Origin of the sequence: Micromonospora sp. NPDC005197, from assembly GCF_040608295.1 — a bacterium.
Lineage (GTDB): Bacteria > Actinomycetota > Actinomycetes > Mycobacteriales > Micromonosporaceae > Micromonospora.
Genome location: NZ_JBEXHY010000034.1, coordinates 21,495 through 42,105 on the forward strand (window position 1 = coordinate 21,495; position 20,611 = coordinate 42,105).

General features: G+C 73.6%; 20 protein-coding genes. 12 read left to right on the forward strand and 8 right to left on the reverse strand.

Going from position 1 to position 20,611, the window contains the following annotated elements:
- Positions 1-153 precede the first annotated feature (153 nt).
- Positions 154-3,813: a SpoIIE family protein phosphatase gene (locus tag ABZU46_RS14415; RefSeq protein ID WP_354857625.1), complete on the forward strand. Its 3,660-nt coding sequence runs from the start codon at positions 154-156 to the stop codon at positions 3,811-3,813.
- A gap of 48 nt (positions 3,814-3,861) precedes the next feature.
- Here ABZU46_RS14415 and ABZU46_RS14420 read toward each other — a convergent pair whose 3' ends face one another.
- The gene (locus ABZU46_RS14420) at positions 3,862-4,176 is read right to left on the reverse strand and encodes an STAS domain-containing protein (protein ID WP_354857627.1); all 315 of its coding nucleotides are present in this window, start codon (positions 4,174-4,176) and stop codon (positions 3,862-3,864) included.
- 95 nt (positions 4,177-4,271) lie between these two features.
- Between ABZU46_RS14420 and map the strand changes: the two genes are divergently transcribed.
- The gene (gene map / locus ABZU46_RS14425; protein ID WP_354857630.1) at positions 4,272-5,129 is read left to right on the forward strand and encodes a type I methionyl aminopeptidase; all 858 of its coding nucleotides are present in this window, start codon (positions 4,272-4,274) and stop codon (positions 5,127-5,129) included.
- Positions 5,126-5,839 carry a VIT1/CCC1 transporter family protein gene (locus ABZU46_RS14430; RefSeq protein ID WP_354857632.1) on the forward strand — a complete coding sequence of 238 codons (714 nt, stop codon included), beginning with the start codon at positions 5,126-5,128 and terminating at the stop codon, positions 5,837-5,839. Before map ends, ABZU46_RS14430 begins: the two co-directional genes overlap by 4 nt.
- A gap of 6 nt (positions 5,840-5,845) precedes the next feature.
- Here ABZU46_RS14430 and ABZU46_RS14435 read toward each other — a convergent pair whose 3' ends face one another.
- The 7 genes from ABZU46_RS14435 to ABZU46_RS14465 form a co-directional block, all read right to left on the reverse strand.
- Positions 5,846-6,583, reverse strand: coding sequence for a nucleotidyltransferase domain-containing protein (locus tag ABZU46_RS14435; RefSeq protein WP_354857635.1), 738 nt, complete (start codon positions 6,581-6,583; stop codon positions 5,846-5,848).
- 93 nt (positions 6,584-6,676) lie between these two features.
- A complete protein-coding gene (locus ABZU46_RS14440) occupies positions 6,677-7,177 on the reverse strand; it encodes a nitroreductase/quinone reductase family protein (protein WP_354857637.1) in 501 nt (166 codons plus the stop codon).
- Positions 7,178-7,260: 83 nt separating this feature from the next.
- Entirely contained in the window at positions 7,261-9,990 is a 2,730-nt protein-coding gene (locus tag ABZU46_RS14445) for an FtsX-like permease family protein (protein WP_354857640.1), read from the reverse strand.
- Between the two features lie 56 nt (positions 9,991-10,046).
- Entirely contained in the window at positions 10,047-10,772 is a 726-nt protein-coding gene (locus ABZU46_RS14450) for an ABC transporter ATP-binding protein (protein ID WP_354857683.1), read from the reverse strand.
- Between the two features lie 5 nt (positions 10,773-10,777).
- Positions 10,778-11,380, reverse strand: coding sequence for a PadR family transcriptional regulator (locus ABZU46_RS14455; RefSeq protein ID WP_354857643.1), 603 nt, complete (start codon positions 11,378-11,380; stop codon positions 10,778-10,780).
- 53 nt (positions 11,381-11,433) lie between these two features.
- Entirely contained in the window at positions 11,434-11,871 is a 438-nt protein-coding gene (locus tag ABZU46_RS14460; protein ID WP_354857645.1) for a ferritin-like domain-containing protein, read from the reverse strand.
- On the reverse strand, positions 11,868-12,395 hold the full coding sequence (locus ABZU46_RS14465) for a hypothetical protein (RefSeq protein WP_354857647.1): 528 nt from the start codon (positions 12,393-12,395) through the stop codon (positions 11,868-11,870). The genes ABZU46_RS14460 and ABZU46_RS14465 overlap by 4 nt, the downstream gene beginning before the upstream one ends.
- A gap of 154 nt (positions 12,396-12,549) precedes the next feature.
- On the opposite strand from ABZU46_RS14465, the gene rimP reads away from it, so the two are divergent.
- The 9 genes from rimP to ABZU46_RS14510 all read left to right on the forward strand — a co-directional run bounded on the left by rimP (position 12,550) and on the right by ABZU46_RS14510 (position 20,581).
- Positions 12,550-13,266 (forward strand): ribosome maturation factor RimP, encoded by a 717-nt coding sequence (rimP, locus tag ABZU46_RS14470; RefSeq protein ID WP_354857650.1) that lies wholly within the window; start codon positions 12,550-12,552, stop codon positions 13,264-13,266.
- A complete protein-coding gene (nusA, locus tag ABZU46_RS14475) occupies positions 13,263-14,306 on the forward strand; it encodes a transcription termination factor NusA (RefSeq protein WP_354857652.1) in 1,044 nt (347 codons plus the stop codon). Before rimP ends, nusA begins: the two co-directional genes overlap by 4 nt.
- 16 nt (positions 14,307-14,322) lie before the next feature.
- A complete protein-coding gene (locus ABZU46_RS14480; RefSeq protein WP_266251254.1) occupies positions 14,323-14,655 on the forward strand; it encodes a YlxR family protein in 333 nt (110 codons plus the stop codon).
- Between the two features lie 93 nt (positions 14,656-14,748).
- Positions 14,749-17,763, forward strand: a complete 3,015-nt coding sequence (infB, locus tag ABZU46_RS14485) for a translation initiation factor IF-2 (RefSeq protein ID WP_354857655.1) — start codon at positions 14,749-14,751, stop codon at positions 17,761-17,763.
- Positions 17,764-17,853: 90 nt separating this feature from the next.
- Positions 17,854-18,150, forward strand: a complete 297-nt coding sequence (locus ABZU46_RS14490; protein ID WP_234588255.1) for a DUF503 domain-containing protein — start codon at positions 17,854-17,856, stop codon at positions 18,148-18,150.
- Between the two features lie 128 nt (positions 18,151-18,278).
- Complete coding sequence (gene rbfA, locus ABZU46_RS14495; RefSeq protein ID WP_354857657.1) at positions 18,279-18,782, forward strand: 30S ribosome-binding factor RbfA; 504 nt, start codon at positions 18,279-18,281, stop codon at positions 18,780-18,782.
- Entirely contained in the window at positions 18,779-19,837 is a 1,059-nt protein-coding gene (locus tag ABZU46_RS14500) for a bifunctional oligoribonuclease/PAP phosphatase NrnA (protein ID WP_354857660.1), read from the forward strand. The genes rbfA and ABZU46_RS14500 overlap by 4 nt, the downstream gene beginning before the upstream one ends.
- Positions 19,838-19,964: 127 nt before the next feature.
- A complete protein-coding gene (locus ABZU46_RS14505) occupies positions 19,965-20,372 on the forward strand; it encodes a hypothetical protein (protein WP_354857662.1) in 408 nt (135 codons plus the stop codon).
- On the forward strand, positions 20,372-20,581 hold the full coding sequence (locus ABZU46_RS14510; RefSeq protein WP_234588302.1) for a DUF6186 family protein: 210 nt from the start codon (positions 20,372-20,374) through the stop codon (positions 20,579-20,581). Before ABZU46_RS14505 ends, ABZU46_RS14510 begins: the two co-directional genes overlap by 1 nt.
- Positions 20,582-20,611 lie beyond the last annotated feature (30 nt).

Consider the following 20,611-nt stretch of genomic DNA (forward strand, 5'->3'; position numbering starts at 1 on the left):
CCCCCGCGCTGCCGGGTCGGCGACGGGTGCGGCACGGGTAACCAGCGTCCAAGGGGCGTCATGCGTTACGTTGCTGGTCCGCCGGGGTACAAGTCGGAGCACGGCGCGTGAAGATCAACGGCTGCGGGGTACGGCCGAAGCGGGGGAGGCTGCATGAGCTCGGCCCAGGGGGGCGCGGATGCGGGGCATTCCTTCGCGGACGTCCACGAGACCTCCCCGCTGCTCGCCGCCGCGTACGCGGGCGGCGGTGAGCTGGGTGAGCGAATCCGCGCCTTCGACTGGTCCACCCACCCCCTGGGCGGGCCGTCCGGCTGGCCGGCGGCGCTCTCCAACGCGATCGGCATGATGCTCTCCTCCAGCGCGCAGATCGTCATGTTCTGGGGCGACGACCAGCTCGCCTTCTACAACGACGCCTACCGGCCGACCATCGGCAGCAAGCACCCGCACGTGCTCGGCCAGCCGGCCCGACACCACTGGGCCGAGACGTGGGACGTCCTCGGTCCGCTGCTCGACGGGGTCCGGCGCACCGGGCTCTCCTACCGCGGCGAGGACCACCCCTTCCTGCTGGACCGCTCCGGTTTCGTCGAGCAGACCTACTTCGACGTCTCGTACGACCCGATCCGGGGTGCCGACGGCGCGGTCAGCGGCGTCTACTGCATCGTCAACGAGACCACCGGGCGGGTGGTGGGCGAACGCCGGCTGCGGGCGTTGTCGGAGCTGGGCACCGAGCTGGCCGACGTGATCAGCGCGGGCGAGCTGGGCCGGACCGCCGCCGACGTGCTCGCCCGGCACTCCGCCGACGTGCCGTTCGCGCTGATCTACCTGGCCGACTCCACCGGCCGGTTCACCCTGACCGCCGCCAGCCGCGTCGACCCGGCCGCGGTCAATGTCCCGTCCGACACGGTCGGCGAGCTGGTCGCCGATGGCTCGCCGGCCACCATCGACGTGAGCGGTCTGCTCGCCCAGCCACCGGCCGACGCCGCCGACGTGGCGCTCGTGCTGCCCGTCAAGGCGGCCAACGAGACGGTCGGCGCGCTGGTCGCCGGCGTCGCCCGCCAGCTGCCGCTGGGCGACGAGTACCGCGACTTCCTCGACCTGGTGGCCGCGCAGATCTCCCGCGCGGTGGGCACCCAGCGGGCGTACGAGCAGGAGCGCGCCCGCGCCGCCGAGCTGGCCGCGCTGGACCGGGCGAAGACCAACTTCTTCGCCAACGTCAGCCACGAGTTCCGTACGCCGTTGACCCTGGTGCTCGGCCCGCTGGAGGACATGCTGGCCGACCCGGAGCTGCCCGCCGCCTACACCGACCGGCTCGTCGTGATGCACCGCAACGCGTTGCGCCTGCTCAAGCTGGTCAACACCGTGCTCGACTTCTCCCGACTGGAATCCGGTCGGCTGGCCGCCCGCTACCAGCCCACCGACCTGGCCGGCTACACCGCCCGGCTGGCCAGCACCTTCCGCTCGGCCACCGAGCGCGCCGGGCTGCGCCTGGTGGTGGACTGCCCGCCGCTGCCGGCGCCGGTCTTCATCGACCGGGACATGTGGGAGAAGATCGTCCTCAACCTGGTGTCGAACGCGGTGAAGTTCACCTTCGACGGCGAGATCCGGGTGCGGATCCGGGCCGACGACGCCGTCGCCCGGCTGGAGGTCACCGACACCGGCGTGGGCATCGTGCCGGCCGAGTTGCCGCACGTCTTCGAGCGGTTCCACCGGGTGCCCGGGGTGCGCGCCCGCACCCACGAGGGCACCGGGATCGGGCTCGCGCTGGTGCGGGAACTGGTCGAGATGCACGGCGGCGACGTCGGTGTGACCAGCCAGATCGACGAGGGCAGCACCTTCACGGTGACCGTCCCGTTCGGATCGGCGCACCTGCCCGCCGACCGGGTCGCCGCGTTCGCCCCCCTGCCCACGGGCGAGCCCGAGCAGGCCCGGCTGTACGTGGCGGAGACGGCCCTGTGGGCCGACGAGGACATGCCCGGGCCGACCGACCGTCAGCCGACCGACGCGGCCCCGGCCGGCCGGATCCTGGTCGTCGACGACAACGTCGACCTGCGCGAGCACGTGACCCGGTTGCTCTCCCCGACCTGGGAGGTGGTCACCGCGAGCGACGGTCTGGCGGCCCTGACGCTGGCCCGTGCGGGCGGGTTCGACCTCGTGCTCACCGACGTGATGATGCCCCGGCTGGACGGGTTCGGCCTGGTCGGCGCGCTGCGCACGGACCCCCGCACCCGCGACGTGCCGATCGTGTTGCTCTCCGCCCGCGCCGGTTCCGCCGAGGCGGTCGCCGGCCTCTCCGTGGGCGCCGACGACTACCTGACCAAGCCGTTCTCCGGGCAGGAGCTGATCGCCCGGGTCCGGGCCAACGTCGAGCTGGGCCAGCTGCGCGGGCAGATCATCCGTCGGCTTCGGGCGCTGGCCGACGCGGCGGTGGCGGTCAACACCGCCCGTTCCACCACCGATGTGCTGCACGTCGCCGCCCGGCACGCGCTCAGCCTCGCCGAGGCCGCCCGGGTCGTGGTCACCGCGGCCGGCGCCCGCGCCGAAGCCGACGGCGGTGGCGTCACCGCCACCGACCCGTCCTTCGTGGCCGCGCTGACCGGCACCACCCGCGAGCAGCTCGGCGAGTTGCGGGTCTGGCAGGCTGCCGGCGACGACGCGCAGGCCGACGAGGCCGCGCTCACCCAGCTGGCCCGGCTGGTCGGGGTGCGGCTGGAGAACGCCCAGCTCTACGAGGCCGAACACCGCATCGCCGCCACGTTGCAGCACAGCCTGCTGCCGAGGTCGCTGCCCCAGATGCCGGGCGCGGTCGTCGCGAGCCGATACCTGCCGGGCAGCGCCGACGTCGAGGTCGGTGGGGACTGGTACGACGCGATGAGGCTCGACGGCGACGACCTGGTGCTGGTCATCGGCGACGTGGTCGGCAAGGGCGTCCAGGCCGCCGCGGCGATGGGGCAGCTGCGCAACGCGCTGCGGGCGTACCTGCTGGAGGGCTTCGACCCGGGTGAGTCACTGACCCGGCTCAACCGGTTGGTCGGGTCCACCGAGGGGCGCTCGTTCGCGACAGTGGTCTGCCTGCTGTTCAGCCCTCGTACCGCCCGGCTGCGCTACGCCAGCGCCGGTCATCCGTCCCCCCTGCTGATCCGAGGAGACGACGTGGCGTTCCTGCACGACCGCGCGCTCGGCCCGCCGGTCGGCGTCATCCCCGACACGACGTACCGGACGGTCGAGGGGGAGCTGCCCGCTGGCAGCCGGCTGCTGCTCTACACCGACGGGCTGATCGAGGACCGTCAGCTCGGTATCGACGCCGCGCTCGCGCAGCTGCGCGCCGACGCCGCCACCCCCGGCGAACACGTGACGGACCTGATCGACACGGTGGTCGAGCGGGTCACCGGACGGCCGCGCCGCGACGACGTGGCGGTGCTCGCCCTGGAGGCGGCCGAGCTGAACCGGTTCGCGTTGCGGCTGCCGGCGGACCCGACCCGACTGAGCGTGCTGCGCAAGCGCCTGGAGGACTTCCTCGTGGCGCACAACGTCGGCGAGACGGACCTGTTCGACCTGACCGTGGCGGTGTCGGAAGCCGCCGCGAACGCCATCGAGCACCCCGTCCAACCCGCCGAGGCGGTGATCAGCGTCGAGGTGGCCATCGAGGACCGGACGGTGATCGCCACCGTGCGCGACACCGGGCAGTGGCGGGAGTCGACCGACTCCGGGTTCCGGGGGCGCGGCCTGTCACTGATCAAGGCGCTGGGTGACCTGATGGTGCGGCGTACCGACGAGGGCACCGAGGTGACGCTGCGCCGGCAGTTGCAGGGCTGACCCCGGACCCGGTGGCCGGGGTGCCGGCGGCCGGGTGCGTCGGCGATCTCAGACCGGGTCGAGCCAGCCCTGGTCGCCCAGGCCGGAGATCTCCAGCACCCGGCGGACCTGCCGGGACGGCAGCACGGTGAGCGTGCCGGAGAACTGCTGGGCGAGCCGGACCAGGGCGTGGATGGCCGCCGAGTCGAAGAAGGTCACGGCGCGCAGGTCGAGGGTGATCCGACGGGCGGGCTCGCGCAGGGCGGTCTGGAGCATCGTGTCGGCGGTCGCCATGTCGACCTCGCCGGTCACCACCACGCGGAGGTGCTCTCCGTCGATCTCCGCGCTGGCGGAGAAGACGGGTGGTGCTCCCCCTTGATCCACGCAGACACCATGGCACAGCCGACCTGGCAGGGCAACAACCGGGACTGCCGGGCCGTGGCACGGGTCACCAGCTCCTCCGGCGATAGGCTTGGGGCATGACCGTCCGTCCGCCGCTGACCCCAGGCACGCTCTCCCCGATGCGACCGGTGCCCGCCCACATTCCCCGCCCGGAGTACGTGGGTAAGAAGAGCCCGCAGCAGTGGCGCGGCTCGCACGTGCAGACGCCGGAGACCATCGAGAAGATGCGGATCGCCAGCCGGCTCGCCGCCCAGGCGACCCAGCTCGCCGGTGAGCACTGCAAGCCCGGCGTGACCACCGACGAGATCGACCGTCTGGTGCACGAGTTCCTCTGCGACCACGACGCGTACCCGTCGACGCTCGGCTACCGGAGCTACCCCAAGTCCTGCTGCACCAGCGTCAACGAGGTCATCTGCCACGGCATCCCGGACTCCACCGTCCTGACCGACGGCGACATCATCAACGTCGACGTGACCGCGTACATCGGTGGGGTGCACGGTGACACCGACGCCACCTTCTGCGTCGGCGAGGTCAGCGAGGAGGCCCGGTTGCTCGTCGAACGCACCCACGAGGCGATGATGCGCGGCATCCGCGCGGTCGCCCCGGGCCGCCAGATCAACGTGGTGGGCCGGGTCATCGAGTCGTACGCCAAGCGGTTCGGCTACGGCGTGGTCCGCGACTTCACCGGCCACGGGATCGGCGAGACCTTCCACAGCGGGCTCTACGTGCCGCACTACGACAGCCCCCGCCCCACCGACATCATGGAGCCGGGGATGACCTTCACCATCGAGCCGATGATCACCCTCGGCACCTACCAGTACGACATGTGGGACGACGGGTGGACGGTGGTCACCAAGGACCGCAGGTGGACCGCCCAGTTCGAGCACACCATCGTCGTCACCGACGACGGCCACGAGATCCTGACCCTGCCGTGACCGACACTCCCGCGGCCCTGCGCGAGGCACACCACGCGGACGTCTCCGGCGGCTGGCTGCGCCCGGCCGTCTTCGGCGCGATGGACGGCCTGGTCACCAACATCGCCCTCATCGCCGGCGTCGGCGGCGGTGGCGTGTCGCCGCGCAGCATCGTGCTGACCGGGTCCGCCGGCCTGGTGGCCGGTGCGATCTCGATGGGGCTCGGCGAGTACACGAGCGTGCGCTCGGCCAACGAACAGGTCGCCGCCGAGGTGGCCAAGGAGCGGCGCGAGCTGGAGCGGCACCCCGAGGCGGAGGCCCGCGAGCTGGCCGACGCGTGGGTGGCCCGGGGCCTGCCCCGCGACCTCGCCACCCAGGTCGCCGAGGCGGTACGGCGGGACCCGGAGGAGGCGCTGCGGGTGCACGTCCGCGAGGAGTTGGGCGTCGACCCCGACGACCAGCCGAGCCCCTGGGCGGCGGCGATCTCCTCGTTCCTGTTCTTCTCGGTGGGGGCGCTGATCCCGCTGCTGCCGTACCTGCTGGGCGCCACCGAACTCTGGCTGGCGCTCGCCGTGGGTGGGCTCGGCCTGTTCGCCGCCGGTGCCGTGGTGGCCCGGTTCACCAACCGACCCTGGTGGACCAGCGGCCTGCGTCAACTCGTGCTGGGCGCCGCCGCGGCCGGCGCCACCTACCTGGTCGGCTCACTGATCGGAGTGCAGGGCGGGCTGTGACGCCGGTCAACCGGTGAGCAGCTCGTCGATCGTGCCGTCGACCGGGCGGCCACGCGCCGCCAACTCCTCGGCCTGCCGCGCCAGCACCGCGCCGACCTCCGTCATGTCCGCGCCGGCCAACCCCGTGCGCCGCACCGCGTCACCCGGATCGCGGAAGTAGGTGCGGCCCAGCAGGCCGGTCACGGTCGCCGCGGCCAACCGCGCCTCACCGAGCATCAGCAACGCCTGGTCCGTCTCGTACCACTCGGCCAACCGGGCGGCCCGGGAGTGCGCCGCGCTGCCCCGGTACCAGGCCTGCCGCGCCGCGGTGCTGAACTCCGTCGGCCGGGCCCGGGCGAGCCGGCCGAGATGCTCGTCCCGCAACGTCCGCAGCCAGCTCGTCGGGTCGTAGAGGGACCGGGTGGTGACGTACCGGTCGGCCGTCAGCGGCCACAACGGGGAGAGCACCCGGGCCTGCCCGAGGTAGTCGTCGGCGGCGGCCACGGTCAGATCGACAAGCACCCCGTCCACCCGCCGGGTCGCCGGCGGCGGCCCGGCGCCCGGCCGGTAGGTGACCACCAGCATCCCCACCTCACCGTCCCCGCCACCGTCGTCGTCGCCGTGCGCCAGGGGACCGTGGACCGCGATCGCGAGCACCTCGGCCGGAAACCGCCGCCGGACCACCTCGGCGACCCGCTCCGCCACCGTCCACCGTCGATCGTCGAGGCTCCGGTCGACACCCGACCGCTCACTGCTCGCGCTCACTGGTCAGCCTTTGTTCGCGGCTGCGGGGCTCGCAGGACCGGCTCACTCCTCGCGCTCACGGGTCAACCTCCGCCTGAAGCGACTGGCGTCAGCCTAGCCAGCCGACGGGGGGTCGGCCGGCACGCCGCGCCCGGTCGGCACCAGCCGGAAGATGCGGATCTCCCGGCCGCCGGCCCGCTCGACGTACGTGCGGTACGCCGGCCACTCGGTGACCAGCAGGTGCCACAGGCGGTCCCGTTCGGCCCCGGTGGCCGGGTCGGCCCGCACCGGGAACCGGCGACCCTTCACGTCCACCTCGGCGGCCGGGTCGGCGAGCAGGTTCATCGCCCAACCGGGCTGGTGGGTCTGCCCCCAGTTGGAGCCGATCACCGCGTACGCGTCGCCGTCGGCCACGTAGAGCAGCGGATTGCTGCGCGGCTTGCCCGAGCGGCGACCGGTCGTGGTGATCACGAGGGACGGGAGCACACCGAGCGCGACCACCCGGCCCCGGGTGAGCCGGCCGACGATCCGGTCGGCGGGGACCAGCAGGCGGGCGGCGGACCCGAACCAGCGGTGGTGGCCGAGTCGACGGGTGAGGGTTGCGAGCGCTGACACGTGGCTCAGTCTGCCGGCTGCCCCGCCCCGACGGCACCCCCGGACGGTCCGGTTCCGGCCCCCGGCCCCCGGGTGGCCCGGGTTCAGTCCAGGCGCCGTTCGATCGGCAGCCCCGACCGGGTGAACAGGCCCGCGCCGAGCATCGCCACCACCGGCACCAGCACCAGCACGCCCAGCGCCGGCCACGGCACCAGGTACGGGTACGGCTCCCGTGCCGGCCAGGCCGTGGCGTACTCCCGGTTGGCCGAGAACAGCACGATCGCCGCGGTGCCGAGCCCGGCCACGATGCCGAGCACCGAACCGAGACCGGCGATCACCCCGGCCTGACAGATCGCCAGCAGTCGGCGTACCGCAGGGGCCGCGCCGACCGCGGCGAGGGTGGACAGTTCGGCCCGGCCCTCCGCGGCGGCGAGCGCCGTGGCGATCCCGGCCGCGCCCACCGTGATCATTCCGGCCGCCGCGGCGAGCAGCAGCAGCAGCGGTGAGTCGTCGCGCGGGGCGGCGCCCTGCTCCACCTGGAGGGAGAACGTCCCGAAGGCCCGCAGGTCCTTGGCGAATCGATCCTGCCGGCGCTGGCTGGGCGGCGCCGGAGTGTCGACCACCCAGCCCGCCTGGACAGGGCTCAGACCGAGTTGTCGGGCGGCGGACGCGGAGAGCAGGAGGCGTGGCTGGCCGACCGTGGGCGGCAACGCGTACCCGGGCAGGTCGTGCCGGGTGGTGGTCGCCTCGTCCCGCCCGGCCCGCACCTCGTTGACCTGCACCGTCACCCGGCCGTCGTGCAGGTAGCGCGGGTCGGTCACCACCACGCCCCCGGCGCGCAGCACGGCGGTGGCGGCGGCGGTCGCCGCCGCGTCGGCGCCGGTGAGCAGCGGCAGCGCGCTGCCGTCGTCCACCACTGTCTCGACGCCGTTGCCGAAGTAGTCCGCGGCACGGTTCCGGCAACGCGGGTCGGCCCGCGCCTGGCGACGCTGCGTCGCCGACAGCCTGTCCCCGGGCACAAAGGGGCAGACGCGCTCGGGCGGGATCTCCGGCCCGACGGAGCAGTAGTCCGCCGCGCCGTCGGTCGAGGAGCAGAGCGGCGTGCGTACGGGTGCGACGGCGGTGGCGCCCAGCTGCGCCCGCGCGACGGCGTCGATCTGGGCCAACGTCGGCTCCGGCTGCCGGCCCGGCTCCTGGGGGTTGATGAGGACGTGACCGGTGGGCAGCATCGGCTGGTAGGTGCGCGCGTCGCGGACCCCGTCGCTGGCCAGGTATCCGCCGAGCGCGACGCTGCTGGCCACCGCCGCCATCACGGCGCAGATGGCCGGCGCCGCGGCGGCCCGGTTGCGGCTGGCGTCGCGCAGCGCGATGCGGGGCGCCAGCGGCAGCACCCGGCCGAGCCGGGCGAGCGCGCCGATCAACGTCGGCGTGCAACAGACCAGGCCCAGCTCACCGAGGATCAGGCCGGTCAGGATCACCGCCGGTGATGTCCGGCTGGCCCCGAACGCCGCGAGCGCCGCCCCACCGACCACCAGCGTCAACCCGAAGGTCAGGGCGCGGGCCCGGGGCGGCGGCGGGGTACGTCGCCCGGCGAGCCCGGCGACGACGTCCTGCCGGGCCGCCGTCCAGGCCGGCGCGAGCGCGGCCAGCACCCCGGCCAGCACCGCGACCCCGCCGAGCACGACCAGGGCCGAGGGCCAGCAGCGGTACCCGCCGAAGCGGGCGCCGAAGACGTACTGCTCCATGAGTGGACGACCGGCGAACGCCGCGCCGACACCGAGCAGCAACCCCGCCGCGGCGCCCAGCACGCCCAGCACCACCCCGTCGGCGAGCACGACCCGGCGCAGTTGGGCCGCGTCCCCGCCGGCCACGGCGACCAGCGCCAGGTCCCGGCGCCGACGGCGGACCCCCACGGCGAACGCCGGTCCGACCAGCAGCACGACCTCCAGCAACCCCAGACCGGCGATGAGCACGCCGGTGCTCAGGTCGGTGGTGTCCGCGTAGCCGATCCAGCTGCGGGACGACGTCGCCGAGGCGGGCAGGTGGCGCGGCGCGACCACCACCCCGTGGTCGTTGAGCCGCGACACCATCGCCGCGTCGACGACGCCGGGAACGTCGACCAGCCAGCGGCTCTCCGTCTGCGGATCGGCCCGCCCGACGGCCGCCGGGTGCAGCGCCACCACCGGGCCGAGGTCGTCGGGAAACTCGACAACCCCGACCACCGTGTACGTCCTCGCCCGGTCGGCGGTGGCCACGGCGTCGCCCAGGCGTACGTCCAGGCGGCGCAGCGCCGCCGGGCTCACCGCGACCTCGCCGGGTTGCTGCGGCGCCCGCCCCGACCGGAACCGCACCAGACTCCGGGCCAGCGGGTCGGCGAGGTCGAGAACCCGCCCCTGCAGGGTCTCGTCGCCTCTCGGGCCCCGCACCGTCACCGGGCCTCCGGCGCGGACCTCGGTGACCCGGCTGCCGGGGCCGAGCAACGCGGTCACCTCGGCGGCGGTGGCCGGGCGGCCGATCGCTGACTGGCTGTCGTCACGGGGATACCAGCTGTCGCCCCACTCGTCCTGGATGACCGGGGTCTCGGCGAACCACCGCAGCTCCGCGTCGGCGACGCCGAGGCGGCGGTCGACACGCTCCTGCGGGGTCAGTTCGGACATGTCGTAGCTCGTGGCGAGGAAGGCCAGCACCAGCACCGGCAGGGCGATCATCGCGAGCACCAGGGCGGTACGCCGACGCGCCCGGCGCGACTCGCGTCGGGCGATCCGCAGCGCCGCCCGCCACGAGCCGGTCAGTTCGGCGAACCGCCGCCGCCCGACGGGCGTGGGCGGTGTCACCGGTCCGACCGCCGGGGGATCGACGCGGCGGCGTGCCAGCGGCGTCCGGCGCAGGGTCAACGGTCGCTGCCGGACAGCAGTTGCTCGACGCTGCCCAGCGGGGCCGTCGTGTCGACCAGCACGCCGTCGCGCAGGAACACCACCCGGTCGGCCCAGCCGGCGTGGCGCGCTTCGTGGGTGACGAGGATGCCGGCGGCGCCCGCGTCGACCCGGCGGCGCAGCAGGTGCAGCACCGCCTCGCCGGTCTGCGAGTCGAGCGCCCCGGTGGGTTCGTCGGCGAGCACCAGGCGCCGCTCGCCGACCAGCGCGCGGGCGATCGCCACCCGCTGCTGCTGACCACCGGAGAGCTGGTCCGGGAAGCGGTCACCCAGCGCCGGCAGGCCCACCTCGGTCAACGCGGCCAGAGCCGCCGCACGGGCCCGCCGGCCGCCGACGCCGTCGAGCTCCAGCGGGAGCGCGACGTTCTCCAACGCGCTCAGGCTGGCCAGCAGGTTGAGCTGCTGGAAGATGTAACCGATGCGGCGGCGGCGCAGCTGGGCCAGGCCGCGGCGATCCAACGCCCCGAGCGGCTGGCCCTCGACCCGGACGTCGCCGCGGGTCGGGCGGTCCAGCCCACCGGCGAGGGCCAGCAGCGTCGACTTGCCCGAACCGGACGGGCCCATCACGGCGACCAGCTCGCCCGGCCGGACGACCAGGCTGACACCGCGCAGCGCGTGGACCGCGGCCGGGCCGGACCCGTGGGTGCGGTGGACGGCGCGCAGCTCCAGCACCGCGTCGTCCATTCCGCTCACCGTCGCGCCTCCTCGTCGGCCCACCGCGCGCCGTCGGACGCCCCGGCGTCGGGCGGCCGGGTCGGGGGTGGCGTCGGCCCGTTGGGCTGGAGCCGGACCAGACTGGTCTCGCAGTGGTCCAGCCACCGCACCTCAGCTTCGGCCTGGAACACCATCGAGTCCAGCACCAGCCGCCACGGCAGGTCCTCCGGGCGGTCGCTGCCGTACTTCAACCGGGTCAACTCCTGCAACGTGCGCATGGTCGCGCTGCGCTGGGCCTGCACCACCGAGCGGACGTCCACTCCGGGGGTGGTGAGCGCCAGGGCCAGTTTGATCGCCAGCTCGTCGCGGGGGCGGTCGGTGCGGCTGATCGGGGTGGCGAACCACAGCGCGAGGTCCGCCCGACCGGCGTCGGTGATCTCGTACGGGCGCTGCCCGGCCTCGCTCTCCGGCAGCGGGCGCACCAGACCGTCCCGTTCCAGCCGGGACAGCGTGGTGTAGACCTGCCCGATGTTCAGCGGCCAGGTCGAGCCGGTCGACTCCTCGAACGCGGCGCGCAGCTGGTAGCCGTACATCTGGCCGCGTTCGAGAAGGGCGAGCAGCCCGTGACGGATGGACATGGCAACGGAGTATGCATACCTGGTATGCGCTCCGCAACCGGAGTGGACCAGGTTCAGGTCGGGCGGCCGGGAAATGCGACAGTCGCCGGGGTCACCCCTGCGGTCTTGCGCCACCGCGTGGCCCGTACGGCGTACTCGACCAGGGCGGCCAGCGCCTGGTCGCGGTCCGGGCCCGTGGTGGACGCCAACGCGGCCCGCCAGTGCGCCGCGGTGCGCTCCTCCACCTCGACGGCCAGCCGCAACGCGCTCGCCCGGTCGATGACGGGAAACGGCAGCGCGTACCCGGCCCGGCCCGGTGGAACGGTGCCGCCGGTGGTGCTGAGCTGCACGACCAGCCCGTCGCGCCGTCGTCGGTGTGCGGCCTCCGCCTGGTGTGCGGCCTCGCGTGCCGCCCCGGTGAGCCGGACGCCGATCCGCCCGTAGGCGTAGATGGCCGCGTACTCGGCGGAGAGGGCGGCGGCGAGCGCCTCCCCGGAGGTGGGCTGCCTCACTTCAGTGCCTCCTGGTGGGTGGCCCGCGCGGCGGCGATCGACCCGAGCAGCGCCGCCCGCTCGGCGGGCGCCGCCGCGCAGGCCGCGGTGGCGGACTGCTGTGCGGTCTTCTCCCGCGCGCGCAGGGCGGCCAGCGCGCCGGCCGGCTCGGTCGCCGCGGTGGCGCTCGGGTCGGCGGCGGGTGTGGACGGGAGAGCGAGGCCGATCACCCGGGCCAGCTCGGTGGCGTGCGCGGTGTGTGTCTCGGCGATGGGGCCGAGGCGGTCGGCCAGCTCCGGGTGGGCGGCGGCGCTCGCCCGGTACGCGGCGGCCAGGCCCAGCGACTCGTCGACCATCGGGCGCAGCGGGTCCGGCGGTGGCGCCGGCTCGTCGTCGCGGTCGAAAAGATCACAGCCGGTCAGCGGCGCCGCTGCGCAGCCGAGCGCCAGCAGCGCCCCGACGCGCAGGAGGTTTCGCCGGTTATGTCCGGATACTTGGTCGCGCGGTGTCGTTCTGCCGATCCCCACCGGGCCAGTGAACACCATCCGGGCCGGTCCGGGGGCCATCGCCGTCGGTGCGCCGCCCGGTCCGCCGCCGGGCAGGCGCGTTACGCTCTGCGCAGCCACCGGCGCGTCCGCTCCGGTGGCGTGCCGGCATGGCGGGACGAGGGTCCCGGTCGACCAGGGAGAGGGTGCGCAGATGACGCAGCGTGGCCGTGCCACCAGGTCGACGGGTCGACCCCGCGACGGCGCGGGCTCCCGCGGTCCGCGCGACGGCGCCGCCCCGCGCGGCGGCGGTGATCTCGCGGCACGGCGTACCCGGCTGCGGACCGTGATCGAGCCGGTGGTCAACGGCGTGGGCTACGACCTGGAGGACCTGTCGGTCTCCCGGGCCGGCCGCCGGCACGTGGTGCGGGTGATCGTGGACGCCGACGGCGGCATCGACCTGGACGCCGTCGCGGACGTCTCCCGCGCGGTCTCGGCCGCCCTGGACGCCGCCGAGGAGACCGGCGGCGACATTCTCGCCGGGGAATACCAGCTCGAGGTCAGCTCGCCGGGTGTGGACCGGCCGCTCACCCTGCCCCGGCACTGGCGGCGCAACGTGGGCCGGCTGGTCAAGGTCACCGTCCGGGGCGCGGTCGCGCTGCCCGGCCAGCGCGGCGAGCAGCCCTCCGGGGACCGCCAGCTGACCGGCCGGGTGGTCGGGGCCGACGACGAGGGCGTGCGGCTGGAGACCGACGACGGCCAGACCGTGTGGGCGTACGCCCAGCTGGGCCCGGGCCGCGTGCAGGTCGAGTTCACCCGCCTCGCCGAGCTGGGTGAGCCGGACGAGTTCGACGACGCGGACGAGACCGACGAGAACGACGATTCAGACGACATCGACGACGAAGATGATGTGGAGGACGAGGAGAGGTGAACATCGACCTCGCGGCGCTGCGCGCACTCGAGCGCGAGCGGGAGATCCCGTTCGACACGATTCTCGCGGCGATCGAGACCGCGTTGCTGACCGCCTACCGGCACACCGACGGCGCCGAGCCGCACGCCCGGGTGGAGATCGACCGCAAGTCCGGCGCGGCCCTGGTGTACGCGCAGGAGATGGACGACGACGGTTCCCTGGTGCGTGAGTGGGACGACACGCCGCACGACTTCGGGCGGATCGCCGCGATGACCGCCAAGCAGGTGATCCTCCAGCGTCTGCGGGAGGCCACCGACGAGGTGCACTTCGGCGAGTACGTGGGCCGCGAGGGTGACCTGGTCACCGGCGTGGTGCAGGCGCACGAGACCCGTACCGAGAAGGGCATCGTCAGCGTCGACCTGGGCAAGCTGGAGGGCGTGCTGCCGCAGTCCGAGCAGGTGCCCGGCGAGCGGTACGCGCACGGCGAGCGGATCCGGTGCGTGGTGGTGCACGTGGCCAAGGGCATGCGCGGGCCGCAGATCACCCTGTCCCGGTCGCACCCGGCCCTGGTCAAGAAGCTGTTCGCGCTGGAGGTCCCGGAGATCGCCGACGGCACGGTCGAGATCGGCGCGATCGCCCGTGAGGCAGGTCACCGTACGAAGATCGCCGTCCGTTCCACCACCCCCGGGGTGAACGCCAAGGGCGCCTGCATCGGCCCGATGGGCCAGCGGGTGCGCGCGGTGATGAGCGAGCTGCACGGTGAGAAGATCGACATCATCGACTGGTCGGACGACCCGGCCACCTTCGTCGGTAACGCGTTGTCGCCGGCCAAGGCGCTGCGCGTCGAGGTGGTGGACCTGGCCGGTCGGGCCGCCCGGGTGACCGTCCCGGATTTCCAGCTCTCGCTCGCCATCGGCCGCGAGGGGCAGAATGCCCGACTCGCTGCCCGGTTGACCGGTTGGCGGATCGACATCCGGTCCGACGCGGAGCAGACCGCCCCGGCCGCGCGCGGCGCGGCCGAGCATGTGCCGGAGCCGGGCGGCGCGATCTCGGGCAGCTAGGGGTAGACTTCCTCCAGTGGTACGACGCGCGCAGCCGGAGCGCACCTGTGTGGGTTGCCGGCAACGTGCGCCGGCCAGCGAATTGCTGCGGGTCGTCGCGATCGGGGACGAGGCTGGTCACAGCCTCCGGCCTGATCCGCGCCGCAGGCTGCCGGGTCGGGGAGCGAACATGCACCCGGATCCGGCCTGCTTCGCGCTGGCGGTGCGGCGCCGAGCCTTCGGGCGAGCGCTGCGCATCACCGAGGTCCTCGACCACGGTGTGCTGGCAGAGCACGTCGATGCGCCAACCACTACGTCCGGTCAGCCCGACCGGGCGAGGGTCGCTAGCAGGGTAGGACGACCGACATGAGCACACGATGAAGTCCCTGAAATGACCAGGCTTCAAGTGCACGAGTGAGGTCGCTGCGGGTGCTGCCCGCACGACCTCGGAGTGAGGAGTGCAGTGGCAGGCAAGGCCCGCGTACACGAGCTTGCAAAAGAGCTCGGGGTCGAGAGTAAGACCGTTCTCGCCAAGCTGAAGGAAATGGGCGAGTTCGTCAAGTCCGCGTCCAGCACGGTCGAGGCGCCCGTCGCCCGACGGCTGCGTAACGCATTCGTCGCGTCGTCCGGTGCTCCGGCGCCGGCCGCCCCGTCGGCGCCCGCGCCGACGCCGGCTTCGACGCCGACCCCGACGCCGTCTCCGACCCCGGGCGCCCCCCGGGTCTCGGCGAAGCCGATGCCGCCTCGGCGGCCGGCCGCGCCGGCACCCGGTCCGAAGCCCAAGGGTCCGGTGCCCGGTGCGCCGCAGTCCGCGGCCCCGGTCGCCAAGCCGGCGAGTGCCCACGACATCGAGGTGGCGGCCGCGGAGGCGCGTGCCGCCGCGCTGAAGGCTGAGCAGGAGGCCGCGGTCAAGGCCGCGCAGGCCGCCCGCCAGCAGCAGCGGGAAAACCCCGTTCGCCGGGAGCCTCCGGCAGACGGCAACCGCCCCGGTCCGCGGCCGGGTCCGGCCGCGATGCCGCCCCGTCCCGGTTCGCCGGCCGCTCGGCCGAGCACGCCGGCGCCGGGTCCCGGTGCCCGACCGGGCGGTCGTCCGCCGGCGCGCGGCGCCGGTAACAACCCGTTCGGCATCCAGGGTGGCCAGCAGCAGCGGCCGCCGGCCGCGGGTGCGGGTGGCCCCCGGCCCAACAGCCCGGCGGGTATGCCGCCGCGGCCGAGCCCGAACTCCATGCCGCCGCGGCCCAGCCCGGCGTCCATGCCGAGTCAGCGTCCGGCTGCCGGTCGTCCCGGCCCGGGTGGCGCCGGTCGTCCCGGTGGCGGCGCGGGTCGCCCCGGTGGCGGTGGCGGCGGTTTCCGTGGTGGTCCCGGCGGCGGCGCCGGTGGTGGCGGCGGTTACCGCGGCGGCCCCGGTGGTGGCGCGGGTGCCGGCGGTGGCGGTGGCTACCGTGGCGGTCCCGGCGGCGGTGGCGGTGCTCCCGGCGGTGGTTTCCGTCCGGGCGCTCCCTCGGGCGGCGGCGGTCGTCCGGGTGCCGGCGGTCGTGGCCGTGGCGGCGGCGCCGCGGGTGCCTTCGGGCGTCCGGGTGGCCGGCCGACGCGTGGCCGCAAGTCCAAGAAGCAGCGCAGACAGGAGTTCGACAACCTGTCGGCTCCGACCATGAGCTCGGGTGCTCCCCGGGGTCAGGGTCAGGTCGTCCGGCTCTCCCGTGGCGCCTCGCTGTCGGACTTCGCCGACAGGATCAACGCCAACCCGGGTTCGCTGGTCCAGGAGATGTTCAACCTGGGCGAGATGGTCACCGCGACCCAGTCCTGCTCTGACGACACCCTGCAGCTGCTGGGTGAGCACCTCGGCTTCGAGGTGCAGATCGTCAGCCCGGAGGACGAGGACCGCGAGCTGCTCGCGCAGTTCAACATCGACCTCGACGCGGAGGTGGCCGAGGAGCGTCTGGTCAGTCGTGCGCCGGTCGTGACCGTCATGGGTCACGTCGACCACGGTAAGACCAAGCTGCTCGACGCGATCCGTAAGGCGAACGTCGTGGCCGGCGAGGCCGGTGGCATCACCCAGCACATCGGTGCCTACCAGGTCCACGTCCCGCACGAGGGCGAGGACCGCGCGGTGACCTTCATCGACACCCCGGGTCACGAGGCGTTCACCGCCATGCGTGCCCGTGGTGCCCAGGTGACGGACGTCGTGATCCTGGTGGTCGCGGCGGACGACGGCGTGATGCCGCAGACCATCGAGGCGTTGAACCACGCCAAGGCGGCCGACGTGCCGATCGTGGTCGCGGTCAACAAGGTCGACAAGCCGGAGGCCAACCCGGACAAGGTCCGCCAGCAGCTGACCGAGTACGGCCTGGTCGCCGAGGAGTACGGCGGCGACACCATGTTCGTCAACGTGGCCGCGAAGCCGGGCATCGGCATCGAGGAACTGCTCGAGGCTGTCCTGCTGACCGCCGACGCGTCGCTGGAGCTGACCGCTCCGATCGACGGGCCGGCGCAGGGTGTGGCCATCGAGGCGCACCTGGACAAGGGTCGCGGTGCGGTGGCGACGGTGCTCGTGCAGAAGGGCACCCTGCGGGCGGGCGACTCGATCGTCGCCGGTGGGGCGCACGGCCGGGTCCGGGCCATGCTCGACGAGAACGGCAACCAGCTCACCGAGGCCGGTCCGGCGCGTCCGGTCATGGTGCTGGGTCTGACCGCGCCTCCCGGCGCGGGCGACACGTTCCTCGCCGCGGCGGACGACCGTACGGTGCGGCAGATCGCCGAGCAGCGGCAGGCACGGCGGCGGGCGGCGTCCTTCGCCAACTCCCGTGGTCGGGCCACTCTTGAGACGCTCATGGAGCAGCTCAAGGAGGGCGAGAAGACGTCGCTCAACCTCATCCTCAAGGGTGATGTCTCCGGTTCGGTGGAGGCCCTGGAGGACGCGCTGTTCAACCTCGACATCCCCGAGGAGGTCCAGCTCAAGGTCCTCGACCGGGGCGTCGGCGCGATCACCGAGAGCAACGTCATGCTCGCGAGTGCCTCGTCGGAGCCGGTCACGATCATCGGCTTCAACGTGCGGGCCTCGAACAAGGTCCGCGAGATGGCCGACCGCGAGGGCGTGGAGATCCGGTACTACACGATCATCTACCAGGCCATCGAGGAGATCGAGGCAGCGCTCAAGGGCCTGCTCAAGCCGGAGTACGAGGAGGTCGAGCTGGGCAGCGCGGAGATCCGCGACGTCTTCCGCTCGTCCAAGATCGGCAACATCTCCGGTTGTATCGTCCGGTCGGGCATCATCCGACGCAACGCGAAGGCGCGCCTGCTGCGGGACGGGGCGGTCGTGGCGGACAACCTCACGATCACCTCGCTCAAGCGGTTCAAGGATGACGCCACGGAGGTCCGCGAGGGCTTCGAGTGTGGTCTGACCCTGGGTGGTTACAACAACGTCCAGGTCGGCGACGTCATCGAGACCTTCGAGATGCGGGAGAAGGCTCGCGCCTGATCCGGCAGTGACACGCTGATCAAGGGGTTTACGCCAACCGGCGTAAACCCCTTGATCATGCGGGGCGGGTTGCCGGTATCGTCCGGGGCGATGTTCACCGGAAACGCGGTCTTCGACCTGCTGCTGCCGGGCGACTCCCGGTCGCTCAAAGCCAAGAGATCATATGTACGGCCGATCGTGGCGGCGCTGCGCCGCTTCGAGGTCTCGGCCGCCGAGGTGGGTGCGCTCGACCTGCACGGTCGAGCGGAGATAGCGGTGGCCGTGGTCGCCGCCGAAGCGGCGCACGTCCGCGAGGTGCTCGACTCCTGCGAGCGCCTGGTGGCCGCGCGTCCCGAGGTCGAGTTGTTGTCGGTCCGACGCCGGCTGTACGGCGTGGACGACGACTGACCCGGGGTGCCGGCGGTGCCGGGCGACCGGTGCCGCCGCGAAGGTAGTGTTCGAGATGTTGGCCGGTCGGGCCGGCGGCCCCGGGGTCGCCGGGTCGGCCGGGAGCAGGACGCCGTGGAGGTGGCGAGATGTCTGATCCGGCCAAGGTACGCCGGCACGCGGAACGGGTGCGTGAGCTGGTCGCGTCGGTGGTGCGGAGCCAGATCAAGGACCCGCGGCTCGGCATGATCACCATCACCGATGCCCGGATCACCGCTGACCTGCGCGACGCGACGGTCTTCTACACGGTCCTCGGCGACGCGGTGGCCCAGGCGGACACCGCGGCGGCTCTGGAGAGCGCCAAGGGGCTGCTGCGCAGCACGGTCGGCAAGGCGCTCGGGCTGCGGCACTCGCCGACGCTCACCTTCGTCCTGGACGACGTGCAGGACCAGGTCAAGCACATCGACGATCTGCTCGCCGCCGCTCGCAACGCCGACGCGGAGGTGCAGCGGCTGGCCGCCCGGGCGGAGTACGCGGGCGAGGCGCAGCCGTACCGGGTCGACGACGACGAGACCGAGGACGAGACCGACGACGACGAGGCCGACGTGGCCGCCGACGTCACGGAGATCCCCCGGGGTGGGGCAGCGCGGTGACGGGCGCCGCCGGTGCCCAACTCGTCGCGCCGGTCGACGCCGGCCCGGCCGAGGCGGACTGGGCCGCGGCCCAGGCGCTGATCCGCGCCGTCGGGCCGACCAGCCGGGTGCTGTTGATCTGCCATGTCAACCCGGACGGCGACGCGTTGGGCAGCATGCTCGGCTTCGGTCTGGGCCTGCGCCAGCTCGGCGTACACCGGTTGCAGGCGACCTTTCCCGGGCCGCCGGAGGTGCCCGAGCCGTTCCGGGGGCTGCCCGGCCTGGAGCTGCTGGTCCCGGCGAGCGCCGCGGACCCGGCTCCGGATCTGGTGATCTGTTTCGACGCGGCCAGCGAGTCGCGCCTCGGTGAGCTGGCCGGTCGGTTGTCGACGGCTCCTGCCGTGCTGGTGCTCGACCACCACGCCTCGAACCCGGGCTTCGGCACCGTCAACCTGGTCGACCCGCGGGCCGCCGCCACGTCGGTGGTGGCCGAGCAGTTGTTGGCGCGACTGGGCGTACCGCTGGATCGGGCCATCGCCGAGTGCCTGTACGTGGCGCTGACCACGGACACCGGCTCGTTCCGGTTCGAGGCGACCACTCCGGCGGTGCACCAGCTTGCCGCCCGGCTGCTGTCCACCGGCATCTCGCCCGGGGACATCTCCCGGCGGGTGTTCGACACCCGACCCTTCGGCGCGGTCCGCCTCTTCGGGGAGGTGCTCGGCCGTGCTCGGCTGGAGCCGGCCGCCGCCGACGGCCGGGGGCTGGTGTGGACCTTCGCCACCCTCGACGACCTGGCCCGCCACGACCAGCGCCCGTACGTCCTGGAGGCGCTGATCGACTCGGTGCGCTGCACCGCCGAGGCGGACGTGAGCTGCGTGCTGAAGCAGACCGCCCCCGACGAGTGGGCCGTGTCGATGCGGAGCAAGGGCGCGGTGAACGTCAGTCGCGTGGCGGTGGCGCTGGGCGGGGGTGGCCACACGTTCGCGGCCGGGTTCACCGGCCGGGGGACCGCCGAGCACGTCGTCGAGGCGATCCGCGGCGAGCTGGCCGGGGCACTGATCACCGGCGACGCCTGACCGCTCCCGGGCCGTCCGGCGCAGCTGACCAGGCCCGTTCACGTTTCCGTCCGGGGCGGGAAGTTCAGGGTCAGCTCCGGGGGGTGTCGGTCTAGCCGCGCTCCGTGAGAACGGGAAGAATTGCGGGATGGAGCAGCCGCACGACCTCACCGTGGAGGCCCCCCGAGCCTGGGACCGGCCCGCCGTCTCCGTCCCGGTTCTCCTCTGCCTGTCCCTCGTTGGCGGCCGGTTCGCGTCGTTCTCCACCGAGGCCAATCTCTACACGCTCGGCACCGGCGGCGTGTTGATCTGGCTCGGTCTGAGCAACCGGGTGCCCCGGCGGCCGGCGCCGCGTCGGCTGGGCCCGGGAGCGGCCTGGTGGGCACTGCCGGTGGTGGTCTTCGGGGTCTTCGAGGGCGCGACCTTCGTGTTGGCCGTGGGCGACGACTTCCCCACCTTCTCCCGGTTGGCCGACCCCTTGCTGGAGGATCATCTGACCCGGTCGGCGGCCTGGTTCGCCTGGCTGGCCGCGTTCTGGGGGCTGGTGCGGCGATGATGCGGGCACTCGCGATCGGCGGTTTCCTCACCGCCCTGGCCCTGTTCGTCGGGGTCGAGTGGCTGGCCCGGCGGGAGGGATCCCGCATACCGACCCTGGGCGAGGTCTGCGCGTACGTGATGCGCTACGAGGTCGGTTCGGTGCCGGTGGGCAGGATCGGTCTGTTCGGGTTCTGGTGGTGGCTGGGCTGGCACTTCCTGGCCCGCTGAGCCGGGCTGCCACCGTCCAAATGGCGGGAA

Excerpts from the sequence above, each read along its gene's own strand:
- ABZU46_RS14415 (WP_354857625.1), top strand. The coding sequence starts at position 154 with ATGAGCTCGGCCCAGGGGGGCGCGGATGCGGGGCATTCCTTCGCGGAC.
- map (WP_354857630.1), top strand. The coding sequence starts at position 4,272 with ATGACCGTCCGTCCGCCGCTGACCCCAGGCACGCTCTCCCCGATGCGA.
- ABZU46_RS14450 (WP_354857683.1), bottom strand. The coding sequence starts at position 10,772 with ATGGACGACGCGGTGCTGGAGCTGCGCGCCGTCCACCGCACCCACGGG.
- ABZU46_RS14455 (WP_354857643.1), bottom strand. The coding sequence starts at position 11,380 with ATGTCCATCCGTCACGGGCTGCTCGCCCTTCTCGAACGCGGCCAGATG.
- ABZU46_RS14465 (WP_354857647.1), bottom strand. The coding sequence starts at position 12,395 with ATGGTGTTCACTGGCCCGGTGGGGATCGGCAGAACGACACCGCGCGAC.
- rimP (WP_354857650.1), top strand. The coding sequence starts at position 12,550 with ATGACGCAGCGTGGCCGTGCCACCAGGTCGACGGGTCGACCCCGCGAC.
- ABZU46_RS14490 (WP_234588255.1), top strand. The coding sequence starts at position 17,854 with ATGTTCACCGGAAACGCGGTCTTCGACCTGCTGCTGCCGGGCGACTCC.
- rbfA (WP_354857657.1), top strand. The coding sequence starts at position 18,279 with ATGTCTGATCCGGCCAAGGTACGCCGGCACGCGGAACGGGTGCGTGAG.
- ABZU46_RS14505 (WP_354857662.1), top strand. The coding sequence starts at position 19,965 with ATGGAGCAGCCGCACGACCTCACCGTGGAGGCCCCCCGAGCCTGGGAC.
- ABZU46_RS14510 (WP_234588302.1), top strand. The coding sequence starts at position 20,372 with ATGCGGGCACTCGCGATCGGCGGTTTCCTCACCGCCCTGGCCCTGTTC.